The following is a 15,395-nucleotide window of genomic DNA, read 5'->3' on the forward strand; positions in this document are numbered from 1 at the left end:
AGATGTGTATAAGAGACAGGAGATGGGGAGATGGGGAGATGGGGAGATGGGGAAATGGGGAGATAAGGAGATTTATATAGTCTCTTCCCCACCTTCCTTACCAACCCTACCCTCCTTACCTTCCTCACCCTCCCCATCCGCCTCACCTTCCCTACCCGCCTCATCTTCCCCATCCTCCTCACCCATTTATTGCCAACCGTTGACAATTTCTGTTGAGATTCGTGGGATCTGTCGGCTTTCGATGCAGAACGCGGTATAGTGCAAGCCGATAGGTGCAGTGATTGGTTTCTGTGAATATCAGACGATCGCTGTGTCGATCGGTGATGTTCTCGACATAAGCAACTGACTGTGAAGTCTAACCCTTCCAAAAAAATCCTGGTTGTATTAAACGGCAAGGGGGGAGTTGGCAAGACAACAACTGCCGTTAATTTAGCTGCCCTGTTGGCTGAACAGCAGCGCGTGTTGTTAGTGGATGCAGATCCGCAGGGGTCGGCTTCCTGGTGGTCACAACGGGGCGATCGGGCGATCGGGTTTGACCTGGCGCAGGAAACGGATCCGATGCTATTGGGTAAGCTACAAGCCTTAGCAGAATATGACAAGGTAGTCGTAGACACCCCCCCGGCGTTAGGTTCAGAGGCATTAGCCGCCGTGATTCCTGTCGCCGATTATTTGGTCTTACCGACTCCACCCACACCAATGGATCTGGCAACATTAATTGAGACGGTACGACAGGCAGTGGTGCCCAGAGGCGTTGCCCATCGGGTGTTACTAACTCGGGTCGATCCACGGCGATCGACTGAGGCAGTGGAAGCGCAACTCACTCTCAAGGAGTTAGGTATTCCGGCTTGCACGACGTATATTCGAGCTTATAAAGCTCATGAACGAGCGGTATTAGAAGGAACGGCGATTACTCAACTTCGGGGAGCGAATGCCCGAGAAGCGGAGGCAGATTATCGTCGTGTATTAGATGAAATTCAGCAGGATTGGAGGCAGCATGGCTAGAAAACGCTTATCTGATTTGTTACGGGAGGAGGCTGGCAAACCCACGGACAAGGGCGCGAGTGCTGATGCGAACGCTGACCCTTCAGCCCCAACCAAGTCATCAATCCCGGAGGCAACCCAGGATAGTGCAGCCACGATCGAGGTGGAGGCAGTTCCCGTCAAGGAGGAGCAACCAGAACTGGAAACGTTAGTGGCAGAGTTAAAAACAGCCGTGGAGCAAGCGGAACAACGCGAGGCAGACTTAAACCAACAGGTGAGTGACCTAAAAGCGGAGTTGAAAGCGCAGGCAACAGATCTGAAACAAGCAAAATCACAGTTGGAGAAAGCGGAGCGACACAGCGATCAGTTAGAAACTGAAATGAATGCTCAAGCATCCGAATTGAAACAGTTGCAGAGTAACTTACAAACCGCAGAACAAAAGACCAAACAACTAGATGCTGAACTAACAGAGGCAAAACAAGCGGCGTTGCAGTTAGCCGAGGCAAATTCTAAACTGACCCAAGAGTTGGCAGCTTTAAAGCAGTCGGCAAAACCTGCGGCGAAACCAACGGCACAACCAACGGCACAACCGGCTGCCAAACCGGCTCCCCCGAAAGCTCAGCCTGCCCCGCTCGTTACGGCGGATAGCTTCCGACAACTGCAAGAACGATCGCTGGCACATCCAATTTTTCCCAATAAAGTGCCAGGACAACTGACAGAACAAGACTTAGGCTGGGTGGATTAAGCATGGATCAGCAACCCCAACGCACGTTATCGATCGATATTGGTGGTAGTGGCATCAAAGCAATGGTGCTGGATGAAACTGGTAATCCCTTGAATCAGCGAGTGCGGGTTGCCACGCCCCAACCAGCGATGCCTGCTCCAGTGATCGCCGCCTTAGTGGAACTGGTGCAAGATCTGGAGTACGATCGCGTGTCGGTCGGATTTCCGGGAGTGGTGCGATTGGGGGTGACGGAAACCGCCGTGAATTTGCATCCCGATTGGATTGGGTTTGACCTGGCAGGGACACTAACTCAACAATTGGGTCAGCCGACCCGAGTTTGCAATGATGCCGATATGCAGGGGTTAGGGGCGATCGCGGGTCGTGGGGTGGAACTGGTGATTACACTGGGAACGGGGTTTGGCTCGGCACTGTTCTTAAATGGTCGGTTAGTACCTAATCTAGAAATGGGACATCACGAGTTCCGCAAAGGGGAAACCTACGAGGAACAACTGGGACGAGCCGCCCTCGATCGCGAAGGTAAGAAAAAGTGGAATCAACGCCTGGAAAGAGCGATCGCCTCATTACAACACTTGTTTAATTACGATTGCCTCTATATTGGTGGGGGCAATACCGATCGCATCACCTTTAAACTGCCTGCCAATGTCAAAATTGTGCCGAATGTTTCCGGCATTCTGGGGGGAATTGCCCTGTGGCGGGATTAGTTCGGACGAGCCACGGTAATACCGATGCTGTGTTCAACTCTGGCGATATAGCGTTGTAGATCAGGGGAAATTTTGACTGTGCCACTGGGAGACGCATGGAGTAACCCAAAGCTACCATCCGGCTGGCGGTAGGCAATCCCAGTATGGGTGACATCTAAACCAGGCAGATCGGTGGCGATCGCAATAATATCTCCGGGTTGCAACTGGGGATAAATTTGCTGGATGCGATCGGTGGGAATGTAGTGGAGTGGCAAGGACTGTAATTGGGCTTCGACCTGCTGGATGCACTGGTAGGTGGCTGGATCACTCATTTGTGGATAACTCTGGCGGTGGTGGCTCATAAAGTTCAAGGGTTTAGCTTGAGCGATGCCACCCAATTCAGCCGTGAGATCGCGAACGATACCGCGTTTCTGGTTATCAATGATCCATTCCGAGAAGTAATGGAGCCGACTACAGTAGCCATCCAGCTTACCATCCCGATAGCGCAGGGCTTGCAGGTGATTGGCAAAGGTGACATAGGAGTAATCCTCCAAAACAATGCCGCGCGATAGGGCTAAAACGGTTTCCACTAACAGCAAACAGTCAAACTGAGTCAAAGAGACAATTAGTGTTTCTTGCGGCGATCGATCCAATAGTCCTGCCTGATAAGTTCGCCCTAATAAGGATTCTGCGATCGCTTGCATCATCTCCCCGATCGGGCGTTGATGTAACTGCTGTCGTTTGGCGGTCTGGATCAGTTGCTGGAATGCCTGTTCTTCACTGATGGCGGCCATCTGAACTGGAGTAGCGACCAGGGAAGCGGGAGGTTGGGAGCGATCGGATAGACTCACTGGAAAGCTGGCGACATATCCGACCAGGCAAAGCACATTCGTCAATTGTTTCAGACTAATCTCCATCCCACCCCACTTACTTCAGGTCAATTCCTGAGATCAGATGCTCCATCATAGCCGATCGTTCCTATTTCACGGCTTTAGCGCAATCGTCAGGAATCATTACCGAATGCCATCTACACGGACAAAGTCGTCAGCCGTGGCCGCTTCAGCTGCGATCGTCTCGCCCCAAGGAATGTATGGATAATCGGGCAACCAGGCATCCTGTCTGTGGAGAAGAGAATCCAGAAAGAGGGTTGTCTCCTTTAAATGGGCTTCGGTAATGTCGGCAGGACATGCTTCGCTCCGAAATTTGTAGCCAACATAACTGCCGCTAGTAATATAAATATCCCATTGTTTCGGGTTCCATTGGTCTGGTAAAGGTGTCCCCTGAGCTTCCATCTGTTCAGCGTATTCAGGTAATTCTGAAGCAGAGATTTCCAGGAACTCTTCCGTATAATCGTCTCCCCAATCAAACTCTTCAATACATTTACCATTGTCAAATAGATGGTAAGCAGAACAGCTTGAGGTGTCTTCATGCTGCAAATAAATACACTGAGTCTTGAGTAATCCAGAGAATTGAGATACTTGGCTCTCTAGACAGACATCGATTGGCAAAACGATCGTCCAGGGATGTTCTTTGTACTGGAATATCAGCGATCGCCAGCCATGATCAGGATCACACGGCTGTCCCCAAATATTTTGGTCTAAACTGCCTCCAAATTCGGTTGCGATCGCTGGGCTGACTGAATCAATCGGAGCTTTGACTAACAGGATGCCGATCGTATTCATTTCCAGTTCATTAAACTGAAAGCCCCGCCTATTGGATAATGCGATTTCTGCTGTCATAAACAATGTGAACAATCACTATCATTATTAGCTTGATCGTAACGTTTATGAGTTAACCGACCCTCGCATGGAGTGCGATCGCCACGTTACTCGATGTCATCACGACAAAACTGAGTCACGTTAATTCAATTCGAGATAGGATTTAATGATTAATCGAACGATCGCATGGAGTTCGATCGCCGCGTTACTCAATGTCATTCCGATCAAGCTGAGTAACGTTTATATCTTACTTAGAGCGAAATAAGGTTTTGTTATTAATCGGACGATCGCATGGAGTTCGATCGCCGCGTTACTCAATATCATTCCGATGAAACTGAATAACGTTTATATCTTACTTAGATCGAAATAAGATTTTATGATTAATCGAACGATCATACTCGATTGCATGACTACGTTATTGAGTTTGATCACAATCAAACTTGATTCCACTCCGCTCGCATTCCGTTGGGTGGCAATATGACTGAGTTGTGGCAGCATTCTGCTGAATTGGCGCGATCGACCTGGAGATCGCTCAACTTCGTATGATAATGGCGGGAACCCCTATGGCGCGTGCTTGTGTGGATTTATCTTCTGAAACGCTTATTTAGTTTATTACCTGTGCTGCTGGGCATCACTTTATTAGTGTTTGGGCTACTGCATCTGATTCCCGGTGATCCCGCCGTAGTTTTGTTAGGGGAACGGGCAACCCCCGATCAAGTCACTGCCCTGCGAGAACAGTTAGGACTCGATCGCCCCTTACCGTTGCAATATCTAGCTTTTCTGAATAATCTGCTGCATTTGAATTTGGGCACCAGTATTATTAGCGGCATTCCGATCGTGGATGAATTGCGGACGCGGTTTCCGGCAACGTTTGAGTTAGCGATCGCGGCAATGCTCGTGGCGTTAATTCTGGGGATTCCGGCGGGAATGCTGGCAGCAGTACGCAAAAATACCTGGCTGGATCACTTGATGATGACAGGTTCTCTGTTGGGAGTGTCATTGCCCGTGTATTGGTTAGGGTTGTTATTGATCTATTTATTTGCGGTGAATCTGCATTGGTTGCCGCCGAGTGGTCGGATTAGTGTCGATGCCGGATTTAGCTTCCAGCCACTCACTGGGTTTTATGTTCTGGATGCCGTACTGCGGTGGAATGGGTCAGCGTTGCGAGATGTGTTGGCACATTTAATTCTGCCTGCTTTAACTCTGGGCACCATTCCCCTGGCGATTCTGGCGCGAATTACCCGATCGGCAATGTTAGAAACGCTCTCGCAAGACTACATCCGGACTGCCCGAGCTAAAGGTGTACCGGAATTCTGGGTAATTAGCCAACATGCGTTCAAAAATGCGTTGTTACCGATTAGCACCATTACCGGACTGCAATTTGGCACATTACTCGGGGGTGCAATTCTAACCGAAACGATTTTCTCCTGGTCGGGTATCGGCTCCTGGATTTACGAAGGTATTCTGGCGCGAGATTATCCCGTGGTACAAAGTGGTGTGATGGTGGTCGCGATCGCCTTTGTGGTGATCAATTTATTGGTGGATCTGTCCTACATCTTGATTGACCCCAGGATTCAATGGCGATGACAACAAACATCCTCTCCTCTCAACGCGCCGCCCAACGATTTTGGCAATCTCCCTCTGGTAGAGTTGGCTTAGGATTAAGCATTGTCCTGTTCTTGTTGGCGTTGCTAGCTCCCGTGTTGCATCCCTACGATCCCGCCACCGATCGCAATTATCTCGCCCGCCTGCTGCCCCCCAGTCCCGCGCACTGGTTTGGCACCGATGCCTTAGGACGGGACATTCTAACGCTGGTGTGGTACGGCATTCGCACATCCTTATTAATCAGCATCGTCTCCGTCGGATTGGGATTACTGATTGGCTTAGGGTTAGGACTAATCGCCGGATATAATCGCGGCAAAGTCGAAGCAGTGATTAACTGGCTCACCAACATTCTGCTGGCGTTTCCCTCAATTTTATTGGCGATCGCGATCGTCACCGTCACCAGTCCCAGTCTGCAAAGTGTGATGATTGCCGTAGGAATTGTGCAGATTCCGATTTACATTCGGCTGGCACGAGCGATGGTGTTGTCGTTACGCGAACAAGAGTTTGTGCAGGCTGTCCGAGCGTTAGGCGCTTCTCCCCTGCACATTCTCAGCCGTCATATTTTGCCTGCCAGTCTGCCGCCGATCGTGGTGCAAGCTACATTGTCGATCGGCACAGCCACCCTGGAAGCAGCGGGTCTAGGATTTCTGGGCTTAGGGGCACAACCACCCACCCCCGAACTGGGAACAATGCTCGCCGATGCATTTAAAGGAGGTTACTCACTCACCTCTCCCTGGACAACCCTATTTCCCGGTTTAGTCATCACCCTGATGGTTTTAGCCTTTAACCTATTAGGCGACGGCTTGCGTGATAGCCTCGATCCCAAAGTTAGTAGTAATTGATATAACTCGGCTAACGGTGATGTTATGTGGCGGCAGATAACCTCGAACTCTCACCGACAACCTTTGTACCGTCTGCACCAACGCAGTGTTAGCCATCACTATTACGTTCGATCTCACGCTCAATAATCTCTTTAACAAACTCAGGCAGTTCCTTTTCTACGCTAACAGCCCTTTGCTTGAGCCTTTCATAAATCTCAATGTCATCTCCTTCCCAAAGCAGATCTATTCTTCTGACCTGCCGCATTGCAATATGCTCATAGCTTTCCGGATACGACCAGTAGCAGGATAGACAAATAGACTTATCCTTAATTTTGTTCCAGTTTTCGCAATGTTCGCATGACCAGGATTTAGCCCGGTTAGCAGAGCCACAAAGTAACATAAAGTTTTCTGGGGCTAGATCCGGCTCACCATCAACTTCAAAAGGAACACGATGATCAATTTGCAACTCGCGTTCATCTACCTCTTCAAAATAAATAAAACACTTACATCCATATCTACTAATCAATGCCTCTTTAATCTGCTTGGATAAACCTGTTCTTCCAGAAAGGCGAGTGAATCTTGCCTTGCTAATATCCCCAAACCGATATGCGGCTATTTTTCTGCCATCACTTCCAGTAACACGAAAAGTCTCTAATGGAATACCATTCTCTCTAACATCTCTAGCTGCTCTTGGAGGATGGTTATAACCGTAAGTTTCTTTCAACTCCTCAGTTGTAATAAATCCGTGTTTCAAGATGTGATCAATGACTGCCTTCGGCCTCTTTGCTGTTACAGAACGACAAAGTTCCAAGAAGTCATCGGGTAGCTGCTGCGAATTCTCCATGCTTTTCCAAGAGGGTTAGCTGCTTTGGTTTCTTGCCAATATAGCTAAAATCATAAATCTTAGTATTCATTAAGCTTTTGGATAAAATTGGCGACAGGTACAACGACTCAATTGTAGTTTCTTTCTTGCCCAACAATGTAGACTGTGAGGATCTGCCAACTTCGATTTCGATTCTTTCAAGATTCAGGCATTTAGGAAGAATCTTACCAAAAGCCTTATCACCTAATTTACCGTCGTAACTGATAGCAAACGCACATCCTTTTCGATTTAATTGTTCAAGAGCTAACACAAAATCATCGAAATTTATCCCAGATAGATATCTTGAATCTCTATTTCCGCATACTCCTTGGTATGGAGGATCCATATAAATAAAATCACCTTCTTGGACTTGCTCTAATACTTCTCGATAATCCAAACTAGTAAACATGCATCTGCCTTTGAGCAAACTAGATACACCTACTATATTTTTTCTCATCGTTTCAGGTTGTGTTCCTTTTCTTCTTTTGTCCGGACTTTGGTTGAATAATCCTTCAGAATTGTAGCGAACCGAACCTTTAACGCATCTTGCTAGAAGATAAAGGAATAATCTTGGATCATTAGTCTGATTGAATTTTGACCTGACTTCAAAATAGTGGGCTACAGAATTAGTATGTTGCTCATTCCATAGCTCTAAGTAAAAATTTGCTATTTCGTCTGGTTTTTCTATAGACAGTTCTAGTAGCTCGATTAGAGGCTTATTCAGATCATTTAACCAAAAACTATGAGTAATCTGATTTGCAGACGTAGCAATGCTAATCGCAGCAGTTCCAGCAAAAGGCTCTACCAGCCTGTTGATATTTTTCGGAAAAAACTGGAGGATGTGCTTCGCTAAATTTCTTTTGCTGCCTTGGTATTGAATGAAGTGGGGTAGATTCGTCATCGTCATACAAGAACAAATGATCTTGCAGCAGTTTATCATGATAGTTTGGGCTTGTCGCTTAACTCCAGCATTTTTCAATCGCACAACTGATCCAGAAGTTGCCCAACTCGTTGCTGAAGCAGAACGAGAATCAGTGATCAGATTTTTCGTCAGCCCACTCCAAGTGAGTTTTTATACTGCTGGCTGTTCACCGTGGCTTTCAATGTAACGCCGCAAAATTGAGTTGATTAAAGCCTTGTATTCATCATCTTGAGCTTGAAACCACTTCAATACATCAGGTTCAATCTGAACTAGCTGCTGAGCTTGGGACGCAGGAATTCTTAAAGTAGCCTTCTCAAAATACTCCTCTGTCAATGGTGGCATATCAGAGTAATCAATTTCTGCATCATCCATTGCCTCTAGTGCTGCCCAATTAGTACGAGAGGTATTGCTTAAGTCTTTGTTGCTCGATTTGCCCTTCGTGCTGAAATGATCCGAATTACGTCATGTTGTCGTTCTGTCCAAACCACAACCGCTACGCCGCTACAAGACGCTAACTGAATAGGCACGAACTGCTGCATCTACTGTGCAATGGTCAAAAAATAGCGTATCTAGCAAAATCCTCATTTGCCCTCAAAGGCATTGAGGACATCTTCCGGCAAAGGAGCGTCGAAATCATCTGGAACCGTAAACTCGCCTGCACATAAACCAAAGGGTCGCAACTGCTTACTACTAGCAATCGGTCTAAGTTCAGCGATCGGCTTGTCAGATCGAACAATAACAAGCGTTTCACCTGCCTCTACCTGACGAAGATACTTTAGAGGATCGCGTTGGATTTCATCAATAGTGACATTCAACATAAATTGCCTCAATGCAAATTTTATGAGCAGTTCTCTATGCTATCTTGCTTTATGTAGTCACCCAGGAAGTAGAGCAACCATGATCCAAGCCTTACTCCTAGTGACTTTCCAGCCAAGCTTCCAATTCAGCAAGGGAAGAGAAATTGAGCAACGCGATCGCCAGGGCTTCCAGTTGAGTCAGGTTTAATTGGGCAATGCGATCGTGTAGAGAGGGCGGTAACTGCCCCACTTTTTGCTCTAGCTGAAGAGAGAGAAGTAAGAGGAGCGATCGTCGCCCTTCCTGAATCCCCCGTTCAAAGCCGATTTCTTCCACGCTCGTAATGTAGGGCACTTTGCGTTCCTCCTCGTATGCCTTCAACTCTTGCCAAAACGCCTGCTTCAAGCCCTCTGGCAAGATCATAACCCAATCAATAAACTTGAACAGGTTCAGCACTTCCCGCCGACTGTACCCTGCTTCATACAAGCGGCGAATTAAGCTCAGTTTCCACTCTTTGCGCTGGTGAGCATGGCGTTTGGTTTCCTGCGCCTTGAGATGAGCCATCACCACCGTGGCAAAGGGATTCGGGTTAGTCTCTAACACCTGCCATTGCTTAGCATAATCCAACAACTTGACAGTGCCAAACTGAAAGAACAGTTGCGTTCCGGGATAACTGAACTCATAACAGTTCGGTCGCCAGTCTGTCCGACTGTCACACAAAATCGCCAGACTCACCGCTGGTTGACGAAACCGATCGAAGATGCGTAGCGCATAGATAAACATCCGTTCCGCGAAATTGGCTTCAGGTTTAGCTTGTACTTCAACATGCAGCAGTAAGAATAATTCTTTGCCACGTTTACGCCACACTTTGACCAGCAAATCCGCATGACGTTTGCCAGTTTCGGTATCGGGGGCAATTTGCTGAAACTCTTTGTCGAGGAACTCGGGGGGCTGCTGCCAATTAATCAAGCGATGCAGTTCCGGGAAGAAAAACGCGATCGCCTCAGGAAAATACTGACGTAAGATCTCCTTCCAGGGGGAATCCTGGTCTGCACGGGCTGACATGGCTGGATGAGCGATGGAATGGTGCAATTGTACCATCCAAAGTGCAATGCTCCCTCGCCTAGCGCGATCGTTAGGGGCGATCGCTAAATTTTCACGCCTTCAATCACACTCACGATCTGTGTCGTTGGCACAATGCGATTGAGCTGAAAGCCAGCCGCCGCAAATAGCGCTTCATATTCACCCACGGTGCGTTCCTTGCCCCCCGGACACATCACCAGCATATTCAAATCCAGAAATTTGCTCATTGAGGGTTCATTCCCATCCGGAACAGTCTGTTCCACAATCAGCAACTTGCCGTGATCGGGCATGGCTTGATGACATTGGCGCAGAATCGCGATCGCCCGCTGATCGTCCCAGTCATGCACAATATGCTTCAGAATGTAGGTATCGGCTCCAGCCGGAATAGTCTCAAAAAAGCTTCCGGCAACCGTTTGACAGCGATCGCTAACACCACTCGCCGCAAGAAACGATTCTGCTCCTTCAATTACAGCGGGTTGGTCAAACAGAATCCCGATCATGTGGGGATTGGCTTGCAGGATCGTTGTAAGGAGATGCCCCTGACCTCCGGCAATATCTGCCAAACAGTGAATCTCGGAAAAGTCATAAGCTTCAGCTACCGCAGCGCCCTCCACTTCCGAGAACCCCGTCATAGCTTTGTCGAATACCGCCGCAGGTTGGGGATTTTGGGCATAGTACTGAAAGATATTGCTGCCAAACAAATCCTCAAACGCACTGCCACCCGTCTGGATACTGTGCAGAATGTTGCCCCAACTGCCGTAGTGTTCCGCATCACCCAGCATGATCGCAATATCCCGAATCGAGCCAGGGGCATCCCGTTGCAGCAACATTGCCATTGGAGTTAAACCAAACCAACCGGGTTCTGTTTCGGCAAAAATTCCCACACTGGCTAGTGCCCGCAACAAGCGATACAACGATCGCTCATCGGAGCCAGTCAGCATCGCTAACTCGGTACAGGGTTGTGCTTCTTCTCGTAAATAATCAGCAATGCCCAACTTCGCCGCCGCGTAAATACTTTGGGCAACCCAATAGCCCGTTACCATTTGCATCATCACCATCTGAAGCGGTACTTCAGCAACGGCAGGCTGGGGGTTAACAGTCGGTTGAGCTAGAGTGACGGGCTGCATAGCGGAATCGTTCCTTACAACATTTGTTCTAAGGTAAGCCGTGAACCCAGTTATCCCCATCGCCCGATCGCTTCATCCAATCAGAGGAGGTGCTTTGCGATCGAAAACTGCAAGTCAGTTCACCAACGATCGTCATGTGGTCGAGTAGGGATTGGACACTCCGGTATTGGCGGCGCGTTCGTAGGCTTTGAGTAGGTAATCCGGTTGGAAGCGGGTAATCCAATAGCCGATGAAAATTAACAGGATGGAGGTGGCAGCGATCGGAATTGCCAGGGGCAAATAGAACCAGTGGCGGCGATCGTCGGCAAAGAGTTTCTGGACACGCTCAAAAAACACCTGAACTTTACCTTGAAATCCGCCTTCGCGGAAGGATTCCAGGCGATCGGATTTCGATGTCGCAGTAGAAACCCGGTCTTTTAGCAGTTGTTTTTGCCAATAATAGTCATGTCCAATTAATAGAAATCGCCAGAAAAAATGCGATCCATGTTCAGGGGGCGCATGGGTGGCTCTGGCTAACGGTTGTCGCCAAATCGTATAGCCTTGTTGCCGCAAATCATGGGCATGCAGCACACAATTTCCCCGGAATAACGGCAGGTTATCCGCGATCGGATGCTGCAATAAAAACTCGCGGCGAAACGCGACATTGTTGAAAAAATATTGCGGTACAGGAGTGAGTTTAGTCTGTCCCGAATACTGGGGAAAAATATAAGTTAATGCCATTGCTGTGCCATAGGCTCCTCGACCTCGGGTGCGAGTTTCACCAGCGACGACATTAATCGCTGGGTCTTGAGTAAATGGCAGTAACATTTGCGTTAACCAACTTGATTCATAAATGCAATCAGAATCGAAGTAAACAATAATTTCTCCCGTTGCCCAGGTTGCGCCTAACATTTTGGCAGTGTAGTAGCCAGTTGCCGGAGGGGCTGTTTTGACGGTAATCCAGGGATACTGGCGACATAATTCTGCTAATAATTCGGCAGGGGTATCACCACTATCAATTAACAACACGTCATTCGCCTGTTGGGGCGAGATTTCTTGATTGGTTAAGGAAGCTAACGATCGTAATAAATCATTTAGATCAGCGTTTTCCAGATTTTCGGTTTCTAGTACGAGAGAAAAACTGGGAAGCGATCGGTTTAAACTGATATCAACGTCAGTCATAACTTTGTACTATTGACGGTCATTGATCAAACTTACTACGCTAAAGAAGAAAAAACATCCTTTTGTTGCAACCCCTTATGCTACCTGAAAACCCCCGCTATGCCTATCTAGTGATTCAGGATTTACTGGGTGCTCGAACTATCTATTTACAAGAGCGACAATATTGGGTAGGTGGTAGTGCCGACTGTGATATTCAACTGATCTCAGCGACCGCTCACGAATGCCAAGCATTGTTTATTAAAACTGCAACGGGGTATCGCCTTGCCGATGTTGATTTGCAGCAAGGGAATGGTGAGGTGATTGATCACTGCACCTATGATTTGCAGCATGGCGATCGCATCCAATTTGCGCCCACCGCTCATGCAGTTTTCTACCTATCGACTGAACCACCGGAAGAGACGACGATCGGAGCTAAACTGCCGATCGCTCCCACGACTTTCCCACCTGTAGAAGCGAAGATTAACTGTCCGCATTAATCAGGCCTATCATCTACTGGGCTACCCCATTCAGCTTCCGCTTCCGCCGCGCGCGGGATAGCCTTTCGTTGCACAGCATAGGGAGAGGGTGAGGGTACTAATTCCAATTGATTCGATTGGGGTTGGGACTTTGTGCCTCGGCGACGACGGGAGACATTTTCCTCACTCGTATCTTCTGCCACGACTTCGTAAAGTAACGCCAGTTTCGTTGGATCTTTGCCCTTGCGTAACACTCGCCCCAAGCGTTGAATATATTCTCGCGTCGAGCCTGTTCCTGACAACACGATCGCTACACTCGCTTCTGGCACATCTACCCCTTCATTCAACACGCGAGAGGCGACCAGCGATCGATACTCGCCTTGCTTAAACCGTTGCAACACATCATGCCGCTCTTTGACTCCGGTTTGGTGGGTAATCGCAGGAATCAGGAATTCCTGTGAAATCCGGTAAACAGTCGCGTTGTCGTCGGTAAAAATCAACGATCGCTCGGGGTAATGGTTTGCCAGCAAATCGGCTAATACCCGTAATTTACCTTCGGTACCAAAGGCGATCGCCTTCGCTTCCCGATGGGCTAACATGGCGCGTCGTCCGGCTTTGGAGCGGGCACTGGCTTGCACGAACCGTTGCCAACCCTGGGCACTACTCAGGTAAATATTGGCTTCTTGCAAAAAGGCATTGCGGGTCTGAATTAGGCGATCGTAGCGTTCCCGTTCCTTCTGCGATAAATGCACCTTAATCTGCACCACTTTATGATTGGCTAAAGCGGTTCCCGACAGTTCCTCCGCCGTCCGGCGATAAATTTCGGCGCCAATTAAGGTGTTCAGATCCTCATGTTTACCATCCGTCCGTTCCGGGGTAGCGCTTAATCCCAGGCGGTAAGGCGCGATCGCGTATTCGGCAATCACCCGATTAAAATCACTCGGTAAGTGATGGCATTCATCAAAGATCAGTAACGCATACTGATTGCCCAGGGTTTCGGCATGAATTGCAGCACTATCATAGGTTGACACCAAAATCGGGGTGCGATCGCGGGAACCACCCCCCAGTAAGCCAATCTCGACATCGGGAAACGCGGCTTTCAGGTGAGCGTACCACTGGTGCATTAAATCCAACGTCGGCACCATGATTAAGGTACTGCGTTGGGTAGACTGCATCGCCAGTTGCGCCAAATAGGTTTTACCTGCGGCGGTTGGTAACACGACTACACCCATCCGTCCCGATCGCTTCCAGGCATCCAAGGCTTCCTGCTGATGGGGATAGGGTTCCATCTCCAAACTGGGGACTAACTCAATCTCCTGAAACTGCTTGGCGTTATCAATCAGTTCGGTATTCGCCGCCCGCAGCGACAACACCACATCCCGATAATGCAGCGCCGGAATCCGGAATTTTTCCACCCGATCGTCCCAGGTCGCATAATCCATCCATTCCTTGCCACGCGGGGGGGGATGAATCAGTAACGTCCCGCGATCGTAGGAGAGCGTTGGAGTTCGAGCCATATCAAGCTTCCCTAAACATCTGGATCAATGCCCATTGCCCGTAGCCGTTCGGCTAATGCCGCCGCTCTCGCTTCAGCCTGTTCAGCCCGTTGCCGTTCTTGTTCAGCCCGTTGCCGTTCCTGTGCCGCTAACTCTGCGCCGGTTGGAATTACTTGTCCCTGGCGATCGCACCAGCGTAACCAGCGATCGGTTTTACCTTCAAATGCACCATCCCATAACGTCAATCCAATGCCGATCGCCTCTAGCCAGCCATCCGAGCGGGGATGATACTGTGCGGCGGTAGCTTCAAAGACCTGGAGTAAGGTTGTGCCCAATTGGTGTAAGGGATCAAACACCACGTAATAACTGATGCCAATCCGGGCATAGTCCCGCAATTTGCGACCGAGTTCATTGCCTTCTCGATTCGACACAATTTCGATCGCCACATCCGGTGGCTTACCAAATTCCCAAATGAAATAAGTCCGGTTTTTCTTGTCTGTCCAGTCCTGCGGTACCGTCACATCCAGGCTGAGAAAGACATCCGGTACGAGCGGAGGTTGGCGAATGCCATAAAATACCCCCACATTAGCAGCGACCAGAAAGGTGGATGGCGCTAGGACAGCGGGATTGCTGTAAAGTGGTTCCGTTAATAAGCGCTGCTGTTTTTCTGAGATCAGATTATCCACAGGGGTATCGTCCTCGATCGCCAGATGACGGATATCTGGCACATCATCCAGTTCTGGGAGCAAGGGTTCGGACATGGTACAAGCGTCCTCAGGTGCTATATGTCATCCTAACGGCTGATGATTGCGAATACCATCGCTGGCATCACAAATGGAGAATCCGGCTGGGGATGTGCGGCGGCGGTCATATCCTGGCGTAATCTAAAAAGTGGATTGCGATCGAGCTAGGGCAATGGCGCTACTCCATTCCCATAATCTGGC

The 15,395-nt window shown here is 48.9% G+C and carries 18 protein-coding genes; 7 read left to right on the forward strand and 11 right to left on the reverse strand.

Translation table 11 applies throughout. The features are described 5' to 3' along the window. From ACN4EK_RS09700 to ACN4EK_RS09715, 4 genes are all read left to right on the forward strand, one after another. Positions 1 to 259, forward strand: a 259-nt coding sequence (locus ACN4EK_RS09700; RefSeq protein ID WP_431657644.1) for a hypothetical protein, incomplete at its 5' end; no start/stop codon positions are given. 89 nt (positions 260 to 348) lie between these two features. Further along, on the forward strand, positions 349 to 1,002 hold the full coding sequence (locus ACN4EK_RS09705) for an AAA family ATPase (protein WP_431657645.1): 654 nt from the start codon (positions 349 to 351) through the stop codon (positions 1,000 to 1,002). Further along, positions 995 to 1,726: a hypothetical protein gene (locus ACN4EK_RS09710; protein WP_431657646.1), complete on the forward strand. Its 732-nt coding sequence runs from the start codon at positions 995 to 997 to the stop codon at positions 1,724 to 1,726. The genes ACN4EK_RS09705 and ACN4EK_RS09710 overlap by 8 nt, the downstream gene beginning before the upstream one ends. Before the next feature lie 2 nt (positions 1,727 to 1,728). After that, the gene (locus ACN4EK_RS09715; RefSeq protein ID WP_431657647.1) at positions 1,729 to 2,427 is read left to right on the forward strand and encodes an ROK family protein; all 699 of its coding nucleotides are present in this window, start codon (positions 1,729 to 1,731) and stop codon (positions 2,425 to 2,427) included. Here ACN4EK_RS09715 and ACN4EK_RS09720 read toward each other — a convergent pair. After that, positions 2,424 to 3,323: an N-acetylmuramoyl-L-alanine amidase-like domain-containing protein gene (locus ACN4EK_RS09720; protein ID WP_431657648.1), complete on the reverse strand. Its 900-nt coding sequence runs from the start codon at positions 3,321 to 3,323 to the stop codon at positions 2,424 to 2,426. The genes ACN4EK_RS09715 and ACN4EK_RS09720 overlap by 4 nt on opposite strands. Before the next feature lie 96 nt (positions 3,324 to 3,419). Then, on the reverse strand, positions 3,420 to 4,145 hold the full coding sequence (locus ACN4EK_RS09725) for a hypothetical protein (protein WP_431657649.1): 726 nt from the start codon (positions 4,143 to 4,145) through the stop codon (positions 3,420 to 3,422). A 555-nt stretch (positions 4,146 to 4,700) separates the two neighbouring features. Here ACN4EK_RS09725 and ACN4EK_RS09730 point away from each other — a divergent pair. Together ACN4EK_RS09730 and ACN4EK_RS09735 are read left to right on the forward strand one after the other, a co-directional pair. Next, the gene (locus tag ACN4EK_RS09730) at positions 4,701 to 5,711 is read left to right on the forward strand and encodes an ABC transporter permease (protein WP_431657650.1); all 1,011 of its coding nucleotides are present in this window, start codon (positions 4,701 to 4,703) and stop codon (positions 5,709 to 5,711) included. Beyond that, positions 5,708 to 6,571, forward strand: a complete 864-nt coding sequence (locus ACN4EK_RS09735) for an ABC transporter permease (protein ID WP_431657651.1) — start codon at positions 5,708 to 5,710, stop codon at positions 6,569 to 6,571. Before ACN4EK_RS09730 ends, ACN4EK_RS09735 begins: the two co-directional genes overlap by 4 nt. Before the next feature lie 88 nt (positions 6,572 to 6,659). Here ACN4EK_RS09735 and ACN4EK_RS09740 read toward each other — a convergent pair whose 3' ends face one another. The 7 genes from ACN4EK_RS09740 to ACN4EK_RS09770 form a co-directional block, all read right to left on the reverse strand. Next, entirely contained in the window at positions 6,660 to 7,394 is a 735-nt protein-coding gene (locus ACN4EK_RS09740) for an HNH endonuclease (RefSeq protein WP_431657652.1), read from the reverse strand. Further along, positions 7,366 to 8,313 carry a DNA adenine methylase gene (locus ACN4EK_RS09745; protein ID WP_431657653.1) on the reverse strand — a complete coding sequence of 316 codons (948 nt, stop codon included), beginning with the start codon at positions 8,311 to 8,313 and terminating at the stop codon, positions 7,366 to 7,368. The genes ACN4EK_RS09740 and ACN4EK_RS09745 overlap by 29 nt, the downstream gene beginning before the upstream one ends. A gap of 171 nt (positions 8,314 to 8,484) precedes the next feature. Further along, positions 8,485 to 8,706 (reverse strand): BrnA antitoxin family protein, encoded by a 222-nt coding sequence (locus ACN4EK_RS09750; protein WP_431657654.1) that lies wholly within the window; start codon positions 8,704 to 8,706, stop codon positions 8,485 to 8,487. A 209-nt stretch (positions 8,707 to 8,915) separates the two neighbouring features. Beyond that, positions 8,916 to 9,152, reverse strand: coding sequence for a type II toxin-antitoxin system Phd/YefM family antitoxin (locus ACN4EK_RS09755; protein WP_431657655.1), 237 nt, complete (start codon positions 9,150 to 9,152; stop codon positions 8,916 to 8,918). 97 nt (positions 9,153 to 9,249) lie between these two features. After that, the gene (locus ACN4EK_RS09760; RefSeq protein ID WP_431657656.1) at positions 9,250 to 10,194 is read right to left on the reverse strand and encodes a DUF4351 domain-containing protein; all 945 of its coding nucleotides are present in this window, start codon (positions 10,192 to 10,194) and stop codon (positions 9,250 to 9,252) included. Between the two features lie 83 nt (positions 10,195 to 10,277). Beyond that, positions 10,278 to 11,339 (reverse strand): methyltransferase, encoded by a 1,062-nt coding sequence (locus ACN4EK_RS09765; protein ID WP_431657657.1) that lies wholly within the window; start codon positions 11,337 to 11,339, stop codon positions 10,278 to 10,280. 132 nt (positions 11,340 to 11,471) lie between these two features. After that, on the reverse strand, positions 11,472 to 12,500 hold the full coding sequence (locus ACN4EK_RS09770; protein ID WP_431657658.1) for a glycosyltransferase family 2 protein: 1,029 nt from the start codon (positions 12,498 to 12,500) through the stop codon (positions 11,472 to 11,474). 77 nt (positions 12,501 to 12,577) lie between these two features. On the opposite strand from ACN4EK_RS09770, the gene ACN4EK_RS09775 reads away from it, so the two are divergent. Then, a complete protein-coding gene (locus ACN4EK_RS09775) occupies positions 12,578 to 12,976 on the forward strand; it encodes an FHA domain-containing protein (protein WP_431657659.1) in 399 nt (132 codons plus the stop codon). Here the strand turns inward: ACN4EK_RS09775 and ACN4EK_RS09780 are convergent. Next, complete coding sequence (locus ACN4EK_RS09780) at positions 12,973 to 14,472, reverse strand: DEAD/DEAH box helicase (protein WP_431657660.1); 1,500 nt, start codon at positions 14,470 to 14,472, stop codon at positions 12,973 to 12,975. The two genes, ACN4EK_RS09775 and ACN4EK_RS09780, sit on opposite strands and share 4 nt — an antisense overlap. 11 nt (positions 14,473 to 14,483) lie before the next feature. Then, positions 14,484 to 15,212 (reverse strand): Uma2 family endonuclease, encoded by a 729-nt coding sequence (locus ACN4EK_RS09785; RefSeq protein WP_431657661.1) that lies wholly within the window; start codon positions 15,210 to 15,212, stop codon positions 14,484 to 14,486. Positions 15,213 to 15,395 lie beyond the last annotated feature (183 nt).

The organism is Pantanalinema rosaneae CENA516 (assembly GCF_050753385.1).
In the GTDB taxonomy this organism is placed as follows: domain Bacteria; phylum Cyanobacteriota; class Cyanobacteriia; order Leptolyngbyales; family Leptolyngbyaceae; genus Pantanalinema; species Pantanalinema rosaneae.